The following is a 19315-nucleotide window of genomic DNA, read 5'->3' as shown; positions in this document are numbered from 1 at the left end:
ATTGAATTATGAACATAATATTATACGCGGCGGTATCGCAACCAGGCAATCCGATTAAAAAATCTCACCGTCCGCATGAGAGAATTGATGGATCGGCAGGCGCGAGCCGCCGCTATTGCAGCCCGTCAAGGGCGGTCTCGATGGCCTTCCGGAAGGCCGCGACATCGCCGAGTTTGTGGCCGAGCACGAGCGCAAGCCGGGTCAGGAACAGCGCTTCACGCTCGGGCCCGGCCTGGTCGATCGCCATCGCAAGCGTCTCATAAGCGGTCTCGAAGTCCTCGAATGGCATGGCGCTCATGGCGTCTCGCTTCCCAGGCAAAGGCTTGCGGTTTTCAGGATCTCGTCGGGAGCGACAGACTTCCATCGCCCGGCAATGTGCAGATCGGGCCGCAGCAGGTAGAGCGTGCCGGGATCTGCGGCGAATAGGCGGGCGATTTCGCCGTCTTGATCCACAAGGGCTTTCGTTTCGGACGCAGGGCGACGCGAGGCGACCAGCACCGCAACGAAGCGCTTATCGATCCGGCTGAGTTGCGCCAGCAGCGCCGCCTGTTCGGCGGTGAGCTTCTCCTCGCAGAACAGGATCGCGGTCATGCCGTTGCCGGCGCGATCCAAGAGGTAGGTTCCGTCGGAGAGCTTGGAGTTCGGCGCGGCGCTGCCGCAACGAGGACCGCCGACGAATTCGGCATCGCGTCCGGCATAGGGCGTCAGCGGGCTTTCCGAATAGGTATAGGGCTGCATCTGGCGCGGATTGGCGAGCCCACGGGGAAATTCATGCTTCAAACTGAGCGACAAGGCCGCCTCGCGCGCCAACCGCCAGCCGCGCGTCGGCGGCGTCATGAAGCGCGTGCTCTTGGTGGCATTGGCGAACACGTCGAGCGTGGCGCCGCGCCGCTCCGGCGAGTAGCTGTCGAGCAGCCGCTCATCCGCCTCGCCATGAAGAACGAGCGCCAGCTTCCAGCCGATGTTTTCGGCATCTGCCAGGCCATTGTTCAGCCCGCGCACGCCAAAAATCGGCACGATATGCGCGGCATCGCCGATGAAGAAGACGCGGCCGTGCCGGTAATCGTCAAGGCACAAGGTGTTGGCGGAGTAGACGCTCCACCATTCGAGGTCCCACGGTGCGGTGTGGCCGATATCCGCAAGGATCGCGCCAACGCGGGCGCGGAGGTTTTCTTCCTTTAAAGCCTCTTCCTCGCTCTCGCCTTCACGGAGCTGGTAATCCACGCGCCAGATATCGTCCGGCTGCTTGTGGATCAGCACCGTGCCGCCGGGATTGCCGCTTGGTTCGAAAAAGGCGCGGCGCTCGGTCGGAAAATCGTGGTCCATGCGGATGTCCGCGATCACATAGCGGCCTTCGTAGTTGTCGCCCTTCAGCCGCAAGCCGAGCATCGACCGGACCTGCGAGCGCGCCCCGTCGGCGGCCAGCACATAGTCGGCATCGAGCCGATAATCGCCCTCTGGCGATGAAATCCGAACCGAGACGCCATCATTGTGACGCTCGATGGCCGACAGTTCGCTCTGCCAGCGCATGTCGACGAGGTCGCAGGCCGCGACCGCATCATGCAGGAATTTCTCGATATACTGCTGCTGCAGATTGTACATCGGCAGATATTTTTCGCCCGGCGGTTGCGGCATCTCCAGCCGAAAAATCTGCTCGCCGCGATAGTAGCTGCGGCCGAACCGCCAGCCGAGCGCCTTTTTGACGAACGGCGTGACCGCGCCGAATCCGCTCCAGGATATGCATGCTCGGCCGCGCGATGCAGATGGCGCGGCTGCCGTCATTAAAGGTATCCTTGCGGTCGATCAGCACGCTCTTGATGCCGCAGCGCGCCAGCACCAGCGCCGCCGTCATGCCGATCGGGCCAGCGCCCACGATCAGCACCGGATGCCGCGTCGTCTCGCCGTCAAGCTCGGGGACGCGCCGTGCCGCAAAGCGGGGATAGTCGAAATAGAGCGACTCCAGCGGTCCCTTGCCGGCAGGCCTCATGCCTCCCTCCGTCTATTTCTTGCGGTCGAGAAATCCCTGCATCAGCCGCTGCGGCTCGCCGGTCAGGAACGATTGTCCGAATACGCCGACACTTAAGTTGACGGATTCGGTCAGCGGCAGTTCCTCCCATTGCCGCAGCAGCGCCTTCTGCGAACGCAACGCTTCGGGTCCGCAGTCGAGCAGCGCCTTCACCGTATGCTCGACCGCGGCATCGAGCCCGCCTTCCTTCACGACCACATCGACCAGGCCCCAGGCGAGCGCGGTGGGCGCGTCGATATTTTCCGCCGTCATAACCAGCCAGCGGGCGCGGCCCCAGCCGATCAGCCGCGGCAGCAGCGCGGCATGGATCACCGAGGGGATGCCGACGCGCACTTCCGGCATGCCGAATTTGGCAACGTGGGCCGCAATCCGGAAATCGCAGGCGGCGGCGACTTCCAACCCGCCACCGAGACACCAGCCGGGAAGCCGTGCGATCACCGGCGCCGGAAAGTGGCGCACGGCCTCGCAGAGGTCGCGCAGCCGCGTGATGAAGGCTTCCGCCGACTTCTGGTCGAGGCGCGCCATCTCCTTGATGTCGGCGCCGCCGATCATGCTCTTCTCGCTCTGTCCGGCGAGGATGATCGCGCGAATGGTTTTGTCGCCGGCGAGCCGCTCGAACCCTTCGCGCACGCCGTCGGTGACGGGGGAGGAGAGGATGTTGAGAGGGCCCGCATTGCAGATCGCGAGGCGAACGACGCCTCTGTCGTCGCGGTCGATGCCGCAATGAGGATTGAGCATTTCCATTCTGTTTTTCCGGGCTTGTTCTGGTCGGTGATCTCACTTCCGGGACATTGCGCCGGCTTGTCAAGGGCGGGCGAGGGGCGTTGCGCGACCGCTTGCACCGATATAGAATTATGATCGTCATCTAAAGGGCCGCCATGACCATAACCGAGACTGTCGATCTGTTTTCGTTCGATACGCGCAGGCATCGGGTGGTGGAATGGCAGGCGCCGGGGCCGATTGCCCGGGCGGCATCCGGAATGTCCGGGCTCGAGACCATGTGCGCGATCCGCGACGGCATCCTGCCACCGCCGCCGATGGCGCGGCTGATCGGCTTCGAGATGCGCATCGCCGAGCCCGGCCGGGTCGTGATGGAACTGGATCCGGATGAAAGCCTCGAAAACACCATCGGACTGCTCCACGGCGCGACGGCCGCGGCACTCCTGGATACTGCCATGGGTTGTGCCATCACCACCATGCAGCCGGCGGGGCAAACTTCGGTCACGCTGGACCTCAAGCTGACCTATCTGCGGCCATTGTCGGTGCGCTCGGGCGCGATCTCGGCGGAAGGCGAAGTGATAAAGTTCGGCCGCCAGACCAGCTATGCCGAAGGCTTCGTCCGCGACCGTGCAGGCAATCTTGCAGTGCACGCGACCGGAACGTTCACGATGATCGGCGTTGAAAAGACGAATTAGATGCAGCTTTTCCTACGCGCAACTGCTATTATATGACCAGGGACATTTAATGGGATGCGTTGATGCGTTATTCGAGAGAGCACAAGCAGGAGACCCACGCACGGATCGTGAAAAAAGCCTCGGTGCGGCTTCGCGAAAAGGGCGCGCATGGCATCGGCGTCGCCGACCTGATGAAGGAAGCGGGGCTGACCCATGGCGGTTTCTACGCGCATTTCGATTCCCGCGAGGCGCTCGTCATCGAGGCTTTTGCCTATGCGATGGACCGCTCGGTCGAGCACTGGCGAAAAATCGCCGCTGAAACGCCGCCTGAAAAGCGGCTGTCGACGATCATCGATTCCTACGTCTCGACGGTTCATCGCGACGATCCCGGCCGCGGTTGCGCCGTTACGACGTTAGGTGCCGAGATCGCCCGGGAAAGCGCGAAGACGCGCAAGGCCTTTGCCGCCAAGCTGGAGCAGTTGATCGATGTGATCGCCGACCAGATTCCCGACGTGCCGCGCAAGACGGCCCGCCGGCAGGCCATGGGTACGCTGGCGACGATGATGGGCACCCTGGTGATGTCGCGCGTTGCCGGCAGCGGCGAACTGTCCGACGAAATTCTCCTCGCCGGCCGCGAGGCGGCGCTGACGCGTGCCGAGGCGAAGCCGGCCGCGAAGAAGACGCGGGCGAAGGTGAATTGATCGCGGAATCGTAGGGTGGGCAGAGTGCAGCGTGCCCACCATTCCAGCCAACGCGCCGAAAGATGGTGGACACGCTTCGCTTTGCCCACCCTACAGCTCACCGCCCGCCAAACAGCGCGCGCTCGCTCTCCACCGTCTCGTGGATGTAATCGGCCACCGCCCTGATCCGCGCCAGGTCCTTGCTGTCGGCGTGCATCAGCATCCAGAACGTGCGCGAGATCCTGACCTCGTCGGGTAGCACCGCACGCAGTTCGGGATGCGCCTTCGCCATGAAATGCGGCAGCACCGCAATACCAAAGCCGGCAATGGTGGCGTTGAGCTGCGCGATCAGATTGGCGCTGCGGAATTTGGCCGAGATCTTCGGCGAAACTTGGGGCAGGTAATCCAGCTCCGGCGTGAACAGCAGTTCCTCGATATAGCCGACGAAGCGATGCCCCGGCAGGTCGCCGCGGGAAGTGATTTTCGGTGCCCGGTCGAAATAGGCCGGCGCCGCATAGAGCCCGAGGCTGTAGTCGAGCAGCTTGCGCCCAACGATCCGGCCCTCCTTGGGCATGGAGAGGCTGATCGCGATGTCGGCCTCGCGCTTCGACAGGCTGAAGAGGCGCGCGGTGGCGACGAGCTGCAGGTCGAGATCGGGATACCGCTCGGTGAATTTCAGAAGCCGCGCGGCCAGGAAATGGCTGCCGAACCCGTCGGGGGCGCCGATCCGGACCGTACCGGTGAGCTGGGCGCGCGAGCCGCCGACCGCCTCCTGGTTCGCGACGATGGTGGATTCCATCGCCTCCGCGCTGTCGGCCACGCGCTGGCCGGCTTCGGTCAGGAGGTAGCCGGTCTTGCGGCGGTTGAACAGTTTTGCGGAGAGATGCCGTTCCAGCCGGTCGACACGGCGGATCACGGTGGCATGGTCGACCGATAGCTGCTTGGCGGCAGCGGAAACCGAGCCGCCGCGGACGATCGCCAGCACGAAACGGAAGTCATCCCAGTCGATCGTCTTGGTGCCTTGATCCAGCATTTCCGCACATCTATGGTGCAATATATCGGACTTGTATCCCAAGAAATGCAGGTCAAAAAGGGGCTCGAAAGCGATCCCAGACGGGACCTTAGGGAGATCATTCATGCGCTCAATCGGACACTTTATCGGCGGCAAAGAGGTCAAGGGAACGTCCGGCCGGACGGCCGATGTGTTTGAGCCGATGACCGGCGACGTCCAGGCCAAGGTGGCGCTGGCCTCAAGGGCGGAAGTTCGGGCGGCCGTCGAAAACGCCGCGCTTGCCCAGCCCGAATGGGGCAACACCAATCCGCAGCGCCGCGCGCGGGTGATGATGAAGTTCCTCGAACTGGTGCAGCGCGACTATGACAAGCTCGCCGAGCTGTTGGCGCGCGAGCACGGCAAGACCGTTCCCGACGCCAAGGGCGACATCCAGCGCGGCCTCGAAGTCGCGGAATTCGCCTGCGGCATTCCGCATTTGATGAAGGGCGAATACACCGAAGGCGCCGGCCCCGGCATCGACATCTATTCCCTGCGCCAGCCGCTGGGCGTCGTCGCCGGCATCACGCCGTTCAATTTCCCGGCGATGATCCCGATGTGGAAGTTCGCGCCCGCGATCGCCTGCGGCAACGCCTTTATCCTAAAACCTTCGGAGCGCGATCCCGGCGTGCCGATGCGGCTGGCCGAGCTGATGATGGAAGCGGGGCTGCCGCCTGGCATCCTCAACGTCGTCAACGGCGACAAGGAAGCCGTCGACGCCATCCTCGACGACCCCGATATCAAGGCCATCGGCTTCGTCGGCTCGACGCCGATCGCGCAATACATCTATGAGCGCGCCGCCCAGACCGGCAAGCGCTGCCAGTGTTTTGGCGGCGCCAAGAACCACGCCATCGTGATGCCCGACGCCGACATGGACCAGACGGTCGATGCGCTGATCGGGGCTGGTTACGGCTCGGCCGGCGAACGCTGCATGGCGGTCTCCGTCGCCGTTCCCGTCGGCAAGACCACCGCTGATCGCCTGATGGAAAAGCTGATCCCGCGCGTGGAGTCGCTCAAGATCGGCACCTCGGTCGATCCGTCCGCCGATTACGGCCCGCTGGTGACGCGCGAAGCGGTCGAGAAGGTGAAGAACTACATCGATATCGGCATCAAGGAAGGCGCCACGCTTGCCGTCGACGGCCGCGGCTTCAAGATGCAGGGCTATGAAAAGGGCTTTTATCTCGGTGGCTCGCTGTTCGACAACGTCACCAAGGACATGCGGATCTACAAGGAAGAGATTTTTGGCCCGGTGCTCTCGGTGGTTCGCGCCCACGACTACAAGGAAGCCCTCGCACTGCCGTCCGAACATGATTACGGCAACGGCGTTGCGATCTTCACCCGCGACGGCGACGCGGCGCGTGACTTTGCCGCCAAGGTCAATGTCGGCATGGTCGGCATCAACGTGCCGATCCCGGTGCCGATCGCCTACTACACCTTCGGCGGCTGGAAGAAGTCGGGCTTCGGCGACCTCAACCAGCACGGTCCGGACTCGGTCCGCTTCTACACCAAGACCAAGACGGTGACCTCGCGCTGGCCGTCCGGCGTCAAGGAAGGCGCGGAGTTCTCGATCCCGTTGATGAAGTAAGCCCGCGAGCGAGAGCAAGATGCAGTTCGCTCTCAACGAGGATCAGATCGCGGTTCGCGACATGGCGCGGGCGTTTGCGGCCGAGAAAATCGCGCCGCATGCGCTCCGTTGGGACGAGGAGAAGCATTTTCCCATCGATGTGATGCGCGAGGCCGCAGGCCTCGGCATGGGCGGCATCTACATCAAGGACGATGTCGGTGGCTCCGCGATGACCCGTTTCGACGCCGCCCTGATCTTCGAGGCGCTGGCGACCGGTTGTCCGACGGTGTCGGCCTTCATCTCGATCCACAACATGGCGTCCTGGATGATCGATGCCTATGGCAATGACAGCCAGCGGCAAAAGTGGCTGCCAAAGCTCTGCACCATGGAACTGCTGGCAAGCTATTGCTTGACCGAGCCGGGCTCCGGCTCGGACGCCGCGGCGCTGCGCACCCGCGCGGTACGCGACGGCGATCACTATGTCCTCAACGGCCAGAAACAGTTCATCTCCGGCGCCGGTGGCGGCGACCTCTATGTCGTGATGGTGCGGACTGGCGGCGAGGGGCCCGGCGGCATCTCGACGCTTGTCGTTCCGGCCGAAACGCCCGGTGTCTCGTTCGGCGCCAACGAGCGCAAGATGGGCTGGAACGCCCAGCCCACGCGCGCGGTGATGTTTGAGAACGCCCGCGTGCCGGTCGAGAACAGGCTGGGCGAGGAAGGTATCGGCTTCAAGATTGCAATGGCCGGCCTCGACGGCGGCCGCCTCAATATCGCGGCGTGCTCGCTCGGCGGCGCGCAGAGCGCGCTCGACAAGTCGCTCGCCTACATGAAGGAGCGAAAAGCCTTCGGCAAACGTCTCGATGAATTCCAGGCGCTGCAGTTCCGCCTCGCCGACATGGCGACCGAGCTGGAAGCGGCGCGAACGTTTGTATGGCGCGCGGCGGCTGCGCTCGACCGCAAGGATGCGGACGCCACCATGCTGTGCGCGATGGCCAAGCGTTTCGGTACCGATGTCGGCTTCGAGGTCGCCAACCAGGCGCTGCAGCTTCACGGCGGTTACGGCTACTTGAGCGAATACGGCATCGAAAAAATCGTGCGCGACCTGCGCGTACACCAGATTCTGGAAGGCACCAACGAAATCATGCGGCTGATCGTGTCGCGCAAGCTGATCGAGGGCGCGCGATGACGGATGCGGCCATTGCAGACGGCGACCTGATCGCGCGCAAGGAAGGCTCAGTCGGCATCATCCGCCTGAACCGGCCGAAGGCGATCAATGCCGTGACGCTGGAGATGTTCCACGACGTCGACAAGGCGCTCGATGTCTTTGAGGCGGATCCCGATGTGGCCGTGATCGTACTTGAAGGCGCGGGCGAGCGCGGGCTGTGCGCCGGCGGCGACATCCGCGCGCTCTGGGAAAGCTCCAAGGTCAGGGGCGATCTCGGCAAGATCCTGTGGCGCGACGAATACATCCTCAACGCCCGCATCAAGAAGTTCCCAAAACCCTATGTCGCTTTCATGGATGGCATCGTGATGGGCGGCGGCGTCGGGCTGTCGGCGCATTCGAGCCATCGCGTCGTCACCGAGAAGACGAAGCTCGCGATGCCCGAGGTCGGCCTCGGCTTCTTCCCTGACGTCGGCGGCACCTGGCTGTTGTCGCATTCGCCGGGCGAGATCGGCACGTATTTTGGATTGACCGGGCAGACCATGAACGGTCCGGATGCCATTCATGCAAAGTTTGCCGATGCGGTGGTGCCGTCATCAAAACTGACGGCCTTGCGCGAGGCATTGACGAAGGTGGCGTCAAGCACGACGTCGGCTGACGTCAGGAAGCTGATCGACGGCTTCTCGACTGGAGAAACGGCCGGGCCGGTAGCTGCGCAGCAGGCGAAGATCGACGCGTTGTTCTCCCACGATCGCATGGAAGACATCTTCGCGGCGCTGCAGCGCGATGGCTCGGACTTCGCGCAGGCGACGCTGAAGACGCTGAACGAAAAGTCGCCGCGCGGCATGGTGGTGACGCTCAAGCTGCTACGGCTGGCGCGCAACGCGCGCTCGCTGGAGGAATGTCTGGTGCGAGAATATCGCGCCGCGCTGGAAGTGTTCGCGAGCGACGATTTCCGCGAGGGCGTGCGCGCGGCCGTAATCGACAAGGACCGCAATCCGAAATGGTCGCCGCCGAGAATCGAGGACGTGACGCCGGAAATGGTCGCGCCTTATTTCGCCGAGATCGGCGCCGACGAACTCAGATTTCCCTGATCAGAACAAGAAAGTTTAGCGGAGGATTCGAGATGGCAAATATCGCATTCATTGGCCTTGGCAATATGGGCGGCCCGATGGCGGCCAATCTGGTCAAGGCCGGCCACAAGGTGACGGCGTTCGATCTGGTCGAAGCCTCGCGCGATCAGGCCAAGGCCGACGGCGCAGGGATCGCCGAGAGTTCGGTCGCTTCCGTCAAGGGCGCCGATGTCGTTGTCACCATGCTGCCGGCGGGCAAGCATGTGCTGTCGGTCTGGAACGAAGTGGTCCCTGTCATGTCCAAGGGCACGCTGATCATCGATTGCTCGACCATCGACGTCGAAAGCGCCAAGCAGGCGCACGCGCTGGCCGGAAAGCACGGCATGCTCTCGGTCGATGCGCCGGTCTCGGGCGGAACCGGCGGCGCCAAGGGTGCGACGCTGACCTTCATGTGTGGCGGCGAGGAGAAGGCCTTTGCGGCGGCGAAACCGGCGCTGGAGAACATGGGAAAGAAGATCGTCCATTGCGGCGGCGCTGGTGCGGGGCAGGCGGCCAAGATCTGCAACAACATGATCTTAGGGATTTCGATGATCGGGGTCGGCGAGGCCTTTGCGCTCGCCGAAAAGCTTGGGCTGTCGCATCAGGCGCTGTTCGATGTCGCCTCGACCTCATCGGGGCAATGCTGGGCGCTGACGTCCTATTGCCCGGTGCCCGGCCCGGTGCCGACGTCGCCCGCCAACAACGATTATAAGCCGGGATTCGCGTCGGCCCTGATGGTGAAGGATCTGACACTGGCGCAGGATGCGGCGAAGGCTGCAGGCGCGGCGACGCCGCTCGGCAAGCACGCGCAGGAGATCTACAAGGCCTTCGACGCCGCGGGTCACGGCGGGGTGGATTTTTCCGGGATTATCCAGCACGTTAGGAGTCTCGCTGCGAAATAACGGAGACCTGATGACGACCTTCCAGGAAGCGCGCGCCTTTCTGCTCAAGCATCGCACCGACTACGATGCGGCCGTGAGGGGATTTCGCTGGCCCGATCCGGTTCCATTCAACTGGGCGCTCGACTGGTTCGACGCGGAGCTCGCGCGCAATCCTGACAGCCGGGACCGCCCGGCGCTCTGGATCGTCGATCCCGGCGACAAGGAGACGAAACTTTCCTTCGCCACGCTGTCGCGCCGATCCAATCAGGTCGCAAACTTCCTGCGGGCGCAGGGGCTGAAGCGCGGCGATCATTTGTTGTTGCTGCTCGGCAATGTCGTGCCGCTGTGGGAGACCATGCTGGCGGCGATGAAGCTCGGTGTCGTCGTTATCCCCGCCACCACGCTGCTCACGCCGGACGAACTGCGCGATAGGCTCGAGCGTGGCAGGGCGCGGGCGGTGGTTGCCTCGCAGGATCAGGTCGCGAAATTTGCGGGCCTCGGCGGCGACGGACTGGTGCGCGTCGTGGTCGGCGCGACATCGAAGCACGATGGCTGGCTGCCCTATGAACAGGCCGCCAGCGCCTCGGACGACTTTACCCCTGATGGCCCGACAAATGCCGACGATCCGATGCTGCTCTATTTCACCTCGGGCACCACGGCGAAACCAAAGCTGGTGCGGCACAGCCAGCGCAGCTATCCGGTCGGCCACCTCTCGACGATGTTCTGGCTCGGCCTGCAGCCGGGCGACGTGCACTTGAACATCTCCTCGCCAGGCTGGGCCAAGCATGCCTGGAGTTGCTTCTTCGCGCCGTGGAATGCGGGGGCCACCGTGTTCGTGGTCAACCAGCCGCGCTTCGACGCCAAAGCCCTGCTCACCACGATCGGCCGTTGCGGCGTCACCACGCTGTGCGCGCCGCCGACGGTGTGGCGGCTGTTCATTCAGGAGAAGCTCGCGGATTTCAAGGTCAGCCTGCGCGAGGTCTGCGGCGCCGGCGAGCCGCTCAATCCGGAAGTGATCGACCAGGTGCAGGCGGCGTGGGGGCTAACCATCCGCGACGGCTATGGCCAGACCGAGACCGCCGCGCTCGCCGGCAACTCGCCGGGCCAGAAGGTGAAGGTCGGCTCGATGGGCCGGCCGCTTCCAGGCTACCGGGTGCGGATCACCGACAGTGACGGCCACGTCACCAAGGAGGGCGAGGTGACGCTTGTGCTCGGCGCCGACCGCCCCGCAGGCCTGATGCAGGGCTACCAGGGCGACGACGGCAAATTGGGCGGGGCAGACGGCGATCTCTACCGCTCGGGCGACGTGGTGTTTGCCGATGACGAGGGCTATCTCACCTTTGTCGGCCGCTCCGACGACGTCTTCAAATCTTCCGACTATCGCATCAGTCCATTCGAGCTGGAGAGCGTGCTGCTGGAGCATGAATCGGTTGCGGAGGCCGCCGTCGTTCCGAGCCCCGATCCGATCCGGCTCGCGATCCCCAAGGCCTATGTGCTGCTGGTGTCGGGCGCAGAACGGACGCCCGAGACCGCGCTGTCGATCTTCATGCATCTGCACACCCGGCTCGCGCCGTTCAAGCGTATTCGCAAGATCGAACTGGTGACGGAGCTGCCGAAGACGATTTCCGGAAAAATCCGCCGCGTGCAGTTGCGCCGGCTCGAGCATGATAATAACCGCAGTGATGCGTTGCGCGGCGCCGAGTTCCGCGAAGAAGAATTCCCGGAGCTGCAGAAGGTGCGGACCGCCGGGTTGGAGAGCTAATCAAATGAATGAAGTCTGGAAGAAGCCGCCGGTCTCGTTAGAGGCCTATCAGGCCATGGTCGGCAATGAGATCGGCGTGTCGTCGTGGCACCTTGATCGACCAGAGCCGGATCAACCTCTATGCCGACGTGATCGAAGACCATCAGTTCATCCATGTCGACCCGGAACGGGCAAAGAAGGAAACAGCGTTCGGCAATACCATCGCGCATGGTTTTCTGACGATGTCCTTGATGAGCATCATGTCGTATGAGGTGATGCCGGTCATCGAAGGCACGTCGATGGGCGTCAATTACGGCTTCGACAAGCTGCGTTTCCTCTCGCCGGTCCGCGCCGGCTCGCGGGTCCGCGGCCGCTTCTCGCTTGTTGAAGCCAAGCTGCGCAAGCCGAAGGAATTGCAGTCGCGCACCAACGTCACCGTCGAGATCGAGGGCGAGGACAAGCCGGCGTTGGTCGCCGATTGGATCGGGCTGATCTATTTCAACTGACCTCTGCCGTCATGGCCGGGCAAAAGCGCGAAGCGCGTCTTCAAACCAGTTGACCCGGCAATCTATCGCTGCTCAAAAATGGTCAATCTCCGTGGAGCCGCGGTACCCTCTCCCCTTGTGGGAGAGGGTGGCTTCGCGAAGCGAAGACGGGTGAGGGGTTCTCTCCGCGAACTCGTCTCTTGGAGAACCCCTCATCCGGCGCCGTAGCCGACGCTACGCGTCGGCGTTGTACTATGAAGAACGGCGGCCGTAAGGCCGCCTATGCCACCTTCTCCCACAAGGGGAGAAGGGAAGAAAAACAGGATTTCGCATGGCAATCAGGTTTGACGGACGCGTCGCAATCGTCACAGGCGCGGGCAATGGTCTGGGACGGGCGCATGCGCTGGGGCTGGCGAGCCGCGGCGCCAAGGTGGTGGTCAACGATTTCGGCGGCGCGCGGGACGGCACCGGCGGTTCGCTGACGCCGGCCGAATCCGTGGTCGAGGAAATCCGCAAAGCGGGCGGCACGGCGATGGCCGACGGCGCCGATGTCTCCAAGTTCGGACAAGTCACGGCGATGGTCGAGCGAGCCACGAAGGAGTGGGGTAGCGTCGATCTGCTCTGCGCCAACGCCGGCATTCTCCGCGACAAGTCGTTTGGAAAAATGGATGTCGCTGACTTTGCCAAGGTGCTCGACGTCCATCTCGTCGGCACGTTTTACTGCTGCAAGGCGGTGTGGGATGGCATGCGCGAGCGCAACTATGGCCGCATCGTGCTGACCACTTCGTCGTCTGGCCTGTTCGGCAATTTCGGCCAGGCGAATTACGGCGCGGCCAAAGCCGGCATGGTCGGCCTGATGAACGTGCTGGCCGAGGAGGGCCGCAAGAACAACATCCGCGTCAACACGATCTCGCCGACCGCGGCCACCCGAATGACGGAAGAGCTGCTGCCGCCGCAGGCGCTGGCGCTGATGAAGCCCGAGGCGATCACGCCCGCGGTGGAGTATCTCCTCAGCGAAGATGCTCCGACCCGCACCATCATGGGCGCGGGCGCGGGTTCGTTTGCGGTGATCAAGATCATCGAGACTGAGGGCGTCAACTTAGCCCAGTCCGACTGGACGCCGGACGCGATCGCGGCACATTTTGCCGAGATCGACGACGTGTCGAAGGCGAAGGCGCTGCAGGGCGCATTCGAGCAGACGCAGAAGTATGTCGCCCAGGCCGCGGCACGGGCGGGGATCAAGCTGTAGCGAGGGCGGGGCGTCGTAGAATTCGTAGGGTGGGCAAAGGCGCACTTCGCGCCGTGCCCACCATGCATCTCCGATGCCGGTGAACATTGGTGGGCACGCTTCCGCCTTCGCTCGTTGAGCTACGGCGGACAAGTCGCTTTGCCCACCCTACGGGACCATCGATCCGGCTACACTCTCGCCATGTCATCGCACTCCAAAAAAGTCGCCATCATCGGCGCCGGCCCCGCCGGCCTGATGGCGGCTGAGGTGCTCGCGCAAGGCGGCACCAGCGTCACCGTCTACGACGCGATGCCTTCTGCCGGCCGCAAGTTCCTGATGGCCGGGCGAGGCGGGCTCAACCTCACCCATAGCGAACCGCTGCCGCAATTCCTCGCGCGCTACCGCGAGGCGATGCCGCACTTGAAAACCGCCATCGAAGCGTTTCCGCCGCAGGCGTTGCGCGACTGGAGCGAGGCACTGGGGCAGGAGACATTTATCGGCTCCAGCGGCCGCGTCTTCCCGAAAGCCTTCAAGGCCTCACCATTGCTGCGGGCATGGCTACGGCGGCTGGACTCAATGGGCGTAAAATTGGCGCTGCGCCACCGCTGGATCGGCTGGGATGAGCAGGGCCGCCTGCGCTTTGAAACGCCTGGTGGACCGCTCGTCGTCGAGCCTCGCGCAACCGTGCTGGCGCTTGGGGGCGCGAGTTGGCCGCGGCTCGGCTCGGATGGCGCGTGGACACAGATTCTAGCGGCAAAAGGGGTGAAGATATCTCCGCTCCGGCCGGCAAATTCCGGCTTCACCGTTGCTTGGTCGGAAATTTTCCGCGACCGCTTTGAAGGCCAACCGCTCAAGGGCGTGGCGTTGAGCTTTGGAGCGCATACCGTGCGCGGCGAGGCCATCATCACGCGCATCGGCATCGAAGGCGGCGCGATCTATGCGCTTTCGGCTGAGCTGCGCGAGGCAATCCTGCGCGATGGACAGGCTACGCTCAGCATTGCCCTGCGTCCCGACGCGGAGATCGGCGAACTGACAGCGAAATTGTCCGCCGCAAAAGGCAAAAAGTCCTTCTCGAATTTCCTCCGCAAGGCAGCAAATCTCTCGCCCGTCGCTATCGGACTGTTGCAGGAGGCCGCCAAAGCATCCGGGATGTCGCCATCTTCGCTGTCGCCCGCTGATCTCGCCCGCAGGATGCAGGCAGTGCCTGTGCAGCTTGATGGTGTGTCACCAATCGCGCGCGCGATCTCGACCGCAGGCGGCATCGCCTTCGATGAACTTGACGACGCTTTCATGCTCCGCCGCTTGCCCGGCGTGTTCGCGGCCGGTGAGATGCTCGACTGGGAAGCGCCGACCGGCGGTTACCTCTTGCAGGCGTCGTTTGCGACGGGGATGGCAGCGGGGTGCGGCGCGTTGGAGTGGCTGGAGCGTAAAATCTAACCTCCGTCATTGCGAGCGAAGAGAAGCAATCCATTGCGCCGCAAGTGGAGAGGTGGATTGCTTCGCTGCGCTCGCAATGACGGAGGACACGCGGGCACGCCTACCGCAACTTCCCCCTTGCCGCGACCGGCAGCGTGCCGATGATCTCGTCGCCGCGCACCATCACCACCTCGTCCATCATGTTGACGACGACGCAGACATGGTTGGGCACGATGCGAACGACGTCGCCGACATTCGGCCGCGTGTTGCTGCGGGCTAGATCAAGAAAGCCGTGCTCTTCCGCGAAGCGCGCGATCTTGGCTTCCGGGTGCTCCAGGATCAGCCCGTAGCCGTCGAGGCCGCCGCCGGGATCCGAAGTCAGCGTCTTCGAGCCGGCGTCCAGAATGCCGCGGTCCGGTCCGGCGCGGCTCACGACGGTGGAATAGATGTTCAGCGCGCAATCGTCCCATTCGGCGACCCCGGCCGCGACCTGCATGCGGTCGTTGTAGATATAGGTGCCGGGCCGATGCTCGGTCGCGCCCTTCAGCTTGCCGAGATTTTTCAGATTGGGCGAGCCGCCGGTCGAAACCATCGTCGCATCGAGCCCGTGCGCGCGGACGCCCGCCAGCGCCTCGTCGAAAAACTGCTGCGCCTCAGTCCAGCCGGTCTCGGTCGGGTACAGCATGAAGCCTGCAAATTGCAGCCCCTTCGAGCCAGCGATCTCGCGCGCCAGCGCAATCGCTTCGGCCGGCGTTTCGACGCCGGCGCGCTTGCGCCCCGTATCGCACTCGACCACGACCGACAGCGGTCGGCCCGAAGCTGCGGCGGCCTGCGGCAGACCGGCGATCACGGTCGAATTGTCGGCAGCGACCGTCATGTTGGCCTTGGCCTGCAGCGCCGCGAGCCGGGCCATCTTTTCCTCGCCGATCAGATTGTAGCTGATCAGGATGTCGTCGATGCCGGCTTCCGCCATCACTTCGGCCTCGCCGAGCTTCTGGCAGGTGATGCCTTTTGCGCCGGCCGCGACCTGCATCTGTGCGAGCAGCGGGCTCTTGTGGGTCTTGATATGCGGTCGGTTGGCGACGCCGGCGGTATCGCAGGCCACCTGGATGCGGGCGATGTTGCGCTCGACGCGGTCCATGTCGATGACCGCGCAGGGCGTGCCGTATTCACGGGCGATTTTTGCGGCGAGGGGCGTTGTCATGCTCTTATCTCTGTTCGAAGCCGTATGGTCTCGTAGGATGGGTGGAGCGAAGCGATACCCATCAAATCCCGTCGATGCATCATGATGGGTATCGCCGCGCTCCACCCATCCTACGAATTACGCTTGTTCTATCTCTTCCCGCAAAACCTCAAGCTCCAGCCACCGGTCTTCGGCGGCGGCCAGCTCCTCCTGCGCTTTGGCCATCGCCGATGACGCCGCGTCGAACTTCTTGCGATCCTTGGCGTAGAGGTCGGGATCGTCAAGCAGCTTCTGCTGCTTTTCGATCTCGGCCTGCAGTTTCGCGATCGTTTTCGGCAGCGTTTCCAGCGCGTGCTTTTCGTTGAAGTTCAGCCGGCGTTTTGGCGCGGCGGAAGGGGCGGTAGCTCTGGTCTCTTTCTTTTCCTCAACCGGCGCCGGTCCATTGACAGATTCCCGCGACAAATCTTCGCCGCGCTGGGCCAGCATGTCGGTGTAGCCGCCGGCATACTCGATCCAGCGGCCATCGCCTTCAGGCACGATCACCGACGTCACCACGCGATCGAGGAAGTCGCGGTCGTGGCTGATCAGGATCACCGTGCCCTCGTAATCGCCGAGCATCTCCTCGAGCACGTCGAGCGTTTCGAGATCGAGGTCGTTGGTCGGCTCGTCCAGTACCAGGAGGTTCGACGGCTTTGCCAGCGCCCGTGCCAGCATCAGCCGGCCGCGCTCGCCGCCGGAAAGCACCTCCAGCGGCGTGCGCATCTGTTCTTGCGCGAAGAGAAAGTCCTTCATGTAGCTAACCACGTGTTTCGGCTTGCCGCCGACCATGACATGGTCGCCGCGGCCGCCGGTCAGCGCTTCCGCCAGCGTCGATTTCGGATCGAGGCTTTCGCGGTGCTGATCCAGCGTCGCCATTTCGATATTGGCGCCGAGCCGGATCGTGCCGCTATCAGACGGATCGTTGCCGATTAAAAGATGAACCAGCGTGGTTTTTCCGGCGCCATTCGGGCCGACGATGCCGATGCGGTCACCGCGCTGGACCCGAATTGAGAAACCATCGACGATCTTGCGGTCGCCATAGGCCTTGGCGATGTTCTTCGCCTCGATGACCAGCCGGCCAGATTTTTCAGCTTCGGCGGCCGCGAGGTTGGCATTGCCAGCAGCACCGCGATAATTACGCCGCTGGTCGCGCAGCGCGTGCAGATTGCCGAGTCGCTTGACGTTGCGCTTGCGGCGGCCGGAGACGCCATAGCGCAGCCAGTGTTCCTCGTTGACGATCTTGCGGTCGAGCTTGTGCTGTTCGCGTTCCTCTTCCGCCAGCACTTCGTCGCGCCAGGCTTCGAATGCGGAAAAGCCGCGGTCGATCTGCCGGATCTGGCCGCGGTCGAGCCAGGCAGTCGAGCGCGACAGGTTAGAAAGGAAGCGGCGGTCATGGCTGATGAGCACGAGCGCGCAGCGGCGGCTTTCCAGTTCACCTTCCAGCCATTCAATGGTCGGCAGGTCGAGATGGTTGGTCGGTTCGTCCAGCAGCAGGATATCCGGCGAGGGCGCCAGCACCCGCGCCAGCGCCGCGCGGCGGGCTTCCCCGCCGGAAATATGCGCAGGGTCCTCGTCACCGGAGAGCCCGAGCTGTTCGACCAGATAGCGCGCCTGGTAGTGATCGTCGCCGGGGCCGAGGCCTGCCTCGACATAGGCCAGTGTCGTCTTGTGGTCGCCGAAATCAGGCTCCTGCGGCAGATAGCGGATGGTGGCGCCGGGCTGCACGAAGCGGCTGCCGCCGTCGGGCTCGACCAGTCCGGCGGCGATTTTCAGCAGCGTTGATTTGCCGGAGCCGTTGCGCCCGATCAGGCAGACGCGCTCACCCGACGACACCGACAGTTCCACGCCCGACAACAGCGGCGTGCCGCCAAACGTCAGCCTTATGTCCTTCAACTGGATCAGCGGCGGCGCCATCGTTCAACCCTGGTTCGGCGCAGGCTGCTGCGCCCGCAGGCGCTGGATGCGGCGGATGGTCTGGTCGAGCGCAGACAAAAACGTCGAGCGGTCGCGCGGTGCAAAGGACTTTGGACCGCCGGTCACTTCGCCGGACGAGCGGAGATCGGTCATCAGATTGCGCACCGCGAGTGTCATGCCGATCGATGCTTCCGTAAACGGCTTGCCGTTCGGCGCGATCACCTCGGCGCCGGCCTTCACGCAGCGGCTGGCGAGCGGGATATCCGATGTGATGACGATGTCGCCGCGGCCGGCGCGCTCCGCAATCCAGTCGTCGGCGGCGTCCATGCCGGAACCGGCAGAGATGCGTTCGATCAGCGGATCCTGCGGCACGCGGATGAAATTTCCCGCAACGACGCTGACGGGCAGGCCGTGGCGAATCGCGACGCGATAGATCTCGTCCTTCACCGGGCAGGCGTCGGCATCGACATAGATGCGGGTCGGGTTCACGTCAGGCATATCGGTTCGACTGCGGTTCTCTTGCCCGCGCGTGGTAACCTATTCGATGCCGGAATGCGAGGAAAACAGGGACCGGGAACACGCTTGCCTCGGCACATTCTTCGCGTACCATAACCGGCGGAAAACAACCAAAAAAACAGGAAACCGGCATGCGCATCGAGCCGTATCGCGTCCAGGCCTACAACACCGCCAAACAATCCGAAAACAAGATGCATGACGACACCGTGGCAAAGCGGTTCGGATTCTCGGGTGGGCTGGTCCCCGGCGTCGACGTGATGGCCTACATGATGCATCAGCCGGTGATGAAGTGGGGCCGTGCCTTTCTCGAACGCGGACTGATCGAGGCGCGTTTCGTCAAGCCGGTCTATGACGGCGAACTGGCGGAGCTGACGGCGAACGAAAGTAACGGCGTGCTGTCGATCGAGGTGCAGAGCCGCGGCCAGCTTTGCGCCACCGGCACCGCGTCCCTGCCGGTCTCCGCACCGGCGGTTTCGATCGGAGACTACCAGGAAGTCGCGGCGGTCGCGGAGCGCAAGCCGGTCAACGCATCTTCCTATGAAGTCGGCAAATGGCTCGGCACCATCCCGCGCGACTGGGCAGGCGAAGCGGCCGCGGGATATCTCGCCGACGTCAGGGAAACCGATCCGATCTACGCCACGGAAGGTCTCGGTCATCCCGGCCTGCTGCAGCGGGTGATGAACCGGGTGCTGGTCGATAACGCCATCCTGGGCCCGTGGATTCATGTCGGCAGCCGCATGCAACTGCTGTCAGCGGTGAAGGCCGGCGACGTCATCACCGCGCGTGCGAAGGTGGTCGGCAATTACGACAAGAAGGGCCACCGTTTCGTCGAGCTCGACGCGCTGGTCGTCGGCAACGGCAGGACGCCGCTGGCGCATTGTAACCACGTCGCGATCTACCAGCCGCGCGAGCAGGCAGCGGCGTAG

General features: G+C 63.8%; 17 protein-coding genes and 2 pseudogenes. 11 read left to right on the top strand and 8 right to left on the bottom strand.

Annotated elements, in window-relative coordinates:
- Positions 1-112 precede the first annotated feature (112 nt).
- The 4 genes and pseudogenes from V1277_RS00235 to V1277_RS00220 all read right to left on the bottom strand — a co-directional run bounded on the left by V1277_RS00235 (position 113) and on the right by V1277_RS00220 (position 2770).
- Positions 113-298: a hypothetical protein gene (locus tag V1277_RS00235; RefSeq protein ID WP_334414552.1), complete on the bottom strand. Its 186-nt coding sequence runs from the start codon at positions 296-298 to the stop codon at positions 113-115.
- The gene (locus V1277_RS00230; protein ID WP_334414551.1) at positions 295-1782 is read right to left on the bottom strand and encodes an FAD-dependent monooxygenase; all 1488 of its coding nucleotides are present in this window, start codon (positions 1780-1782) and stop codon (positions 295-297) included. The genes V1277_RS00235 and V1277_RS00230 overlap by 4 nt, the downstream gene beginning before the upstream one ends.
- Positions 1739-1852: pseudogene (locus V1277_RS00225) on the bottom strand (hypothetical protein); the annotation flags it as partial. The pseudogene V1277_RS00225 and the gene V1277_RS00230, both read right to left, overlap by 44 nt.
- A gap of 147 nt (positions 1853-1999) precedes the next feature.
- Positions 2000-2770 (bottom strand): enoyl-CoA hydratase, encoded by a 771-nt coding sequence (locus V1277_RS00220; RefSeq protein WP_334414550.1) that lies wholly within the window; start codon positions 2768-2770, stop codon positions 2000-2002.
- Positions 2771-2904: 134 nt separating this feature from the next.
- Here V1277_RS00220 and V1277_RS00215 point away from each other — a divergent pair, with 134 nt between their 5' ends.
- Both V1277_RS00215 and V1277_RS00210 read left to right on the top strand, forming a co-directional pair.
- On the top strand, positions 2905-3441 hold the full coding sequence (locus V1277_RS00215; RefSeq protein WP_334414549.1) for a PaaI family thioesterase: 537 nt from the start codon (positions 2905-2907) through the stop codon (positions 3439-3441).
- A gap of 62 nt (positions 3442-3503) precedes the next feature.
- On the top strand, positions 3504-4121 hold the full coding sequence (locus tag V1277_RS00210; RefSeq protein WP_334414548.1) for a TetR/AcrR family transcriptional regulator: 618 nt from the start codon (positions 3504-3506) through the stop codon (positions 4119-4121).
- A gap of 97 nt (positions 4122-4218) precedes the next feature.
- On the opposite strand, the gene V1277_RS00205 is transcribed toward V1277_RS00210, so the two are convergent.
- On the bottom strand, positions 4219-5133 hold the full coding sequence (locus tag V1277_RS00205; RefSeq protein WP_334414546.1) for a LysR family transcriptional regulator: 915 nt from the start codon (positions 5131-5133) through the stop codon (positions 4219-4221).
- A 103-nt stretch (positions 5134-5236) separates the two neighbouring features.
- Between V1277_RS00205 and V1277_RS00200 the strand changes: the two genes are divergently transcribed.
- The 8 genes and pseudogenes from V1277_RS00200 to V1277_RS00165 all read left to right on the top strand — a co-directional run bounded on the left by V1277_RS00200 (position 5237) and on the right by V1277_RS00165 (position 14758).
- On the top strand, positions 5237-6733 hold the full coding sequence (locus tag V1277_RS00200; RefSeq protein ID WP_334414545.1) for a CoA-acylating methylmalonate-semialdehyde dehydrogenase: 1497 nt from the start codon (positions 5237-5239) through the stop codon (positions 6731-6733).
- Between the two features lie 19 nt (positions 6734-6752).
- Positions 6753-7898 carry an isobutyryl-CoA dehydrogenase gene (locus V1277_RS00195; RefSeq protein ID WP_334414543.1) on the top strand — a complete coding sequence of 382 codons (1146 nt, stop codon included), beginning with the start codon at positions 6753-6755 and terminating at the stop codon, positions 7896-7898.
- A complete protein-coding gene (locus tag V1277_RS00190) occupies positions 7895-8968 on the top strand; it encodes an enoyl-CoA hydratase/isomerase family protein (protein ID WP_334414542.1) in 1074 nt (357 codons plus the stop codon). Before V1277_RS00195 ends, V1277_RS00190 begins: the two co-directional genes overlap by 4 nt.
- A 32-nt stretch (positions 8969-9000) precedes the next feature.
- Positions 9001-9888, top strand: coding sequence for a 3-hydroxyisobutyrate dehydrogenase (gene mmsB, locus V1277_RS00185; protein WP_334414541.1), 888 nt, complete (start codon positions 9001-9003; stop codon positions 9886-9888).
- A gap of 10 nt (positions 9889-9898) precedes the next feature.
- On the top strand, positions 9899-11629 hold the full coding sequence (locus V1277_RS00180; RefSeq protein WP_334414540.1) for an AMP-binding protein: 1731 nt from the start codon (positions 9899-9901) through the stop codon (positions 11627-11629).
- 4 nt (positions 11630-11633) lie between these two features.
- A pseudogene (locus tag V1277_RS00175) lies at positions 11634-12114 on the top strand (MaoC family dehydratase).
- A 310-nt stretch (positions 12115-12424) separates the two neighbouring features.
- The gene (locus V1277_RS00170; protein WP_334368333.1) at positions 12425-13342 is read left to right on the top strand and encodes an SDR family NAD(P)-dependent oxidoreductase; all 918 of its coding nucleotides are present in this window, start codon (positions 12425-12427) and stop codon (positions 13340-13342) included.
- 180 nt (positions 13343-13522) lie between these two features.
- Complete coding sequence (locus V1277_RS00165) at positions 13523-14758, top strand: NAD(P)/FAD-dependent oxidoreductase (RefSeq protein ID WP_334414538.1); 1236 nt, start codon at positions 13523-13525, stop codon at positions 14756-14758.
- Between the two features lie 100 nt (positions 14759-14858).
- Here V1277_RS00165 and V1277_RS00160 read toward each other — a convergent pair whose 3' ends face one another.
- The 3 genes from V1277_RS00160 to V1277_RS00150 form a co-directional block, all read right to left on the bottom strand.
- A complete protein-coding gene (locus V1277_RS00160; RefSeq protein ID WP_334414537.1) occupies positions 14859-15941 on the bottom strand; it encodes a D-TA family PLP-dependent enzyme in 1083 nt (360 codons plus the stop codon).
- Positions 15942-16058: 117 nt separating this feature from the next.
- A complete protein-coding gene (locus tag V1277_RS00155) occupies positions 16059-17873 on the bottom strand; it encodes an ABC-F family ATP-binding cassette domain-containing protein (protein ID WP_334414536.1) in 1815 nt (604 codons plus the stop codon).
- 3 nt (positions 17874-17876) lie between these two features.
- Positions 17877-18371, bottom strand: a complete 495-nt coding sequence (locus V1277_RS00150; protein WP_334414535.1) for a YaiI/YqxD family protein — start codon at positions 18369-18371, stop codon at positions 17877-17879.
- A 149-nt stretch (positions 18372-18520) separates the two neighbouring features.
- Between V1277_RS00150 and V1277_RS00145 the strand changes: the two genes are divergently transcribed.
- The gene (locus V1277_RS00145; protein ID WP_334414534.1) at positions 18521-19315 is read left to right on the top strand and encodes a hypothetical protein; all 795 of its coding nucleotides are present in this window, start codon (positions 18521-18523) and stop codon (positions 19313-19315) included.

Origin of the sequence: Bradyrhizobium sp. AZCC 1588 (assembly GCF_036924735.1) — a bacterium.
Classification (GTDB): domain Bacteria; phylum Pseudomonadota; class Alphaproteobacteria; order Rhizobiales; family Xanthobacteraceae; genus Bradyrhizobium.
Note: the sequence above shows the minus strand (reverse complement) of the source record. Positions and strands in the feature narration are given on the sequence as shown.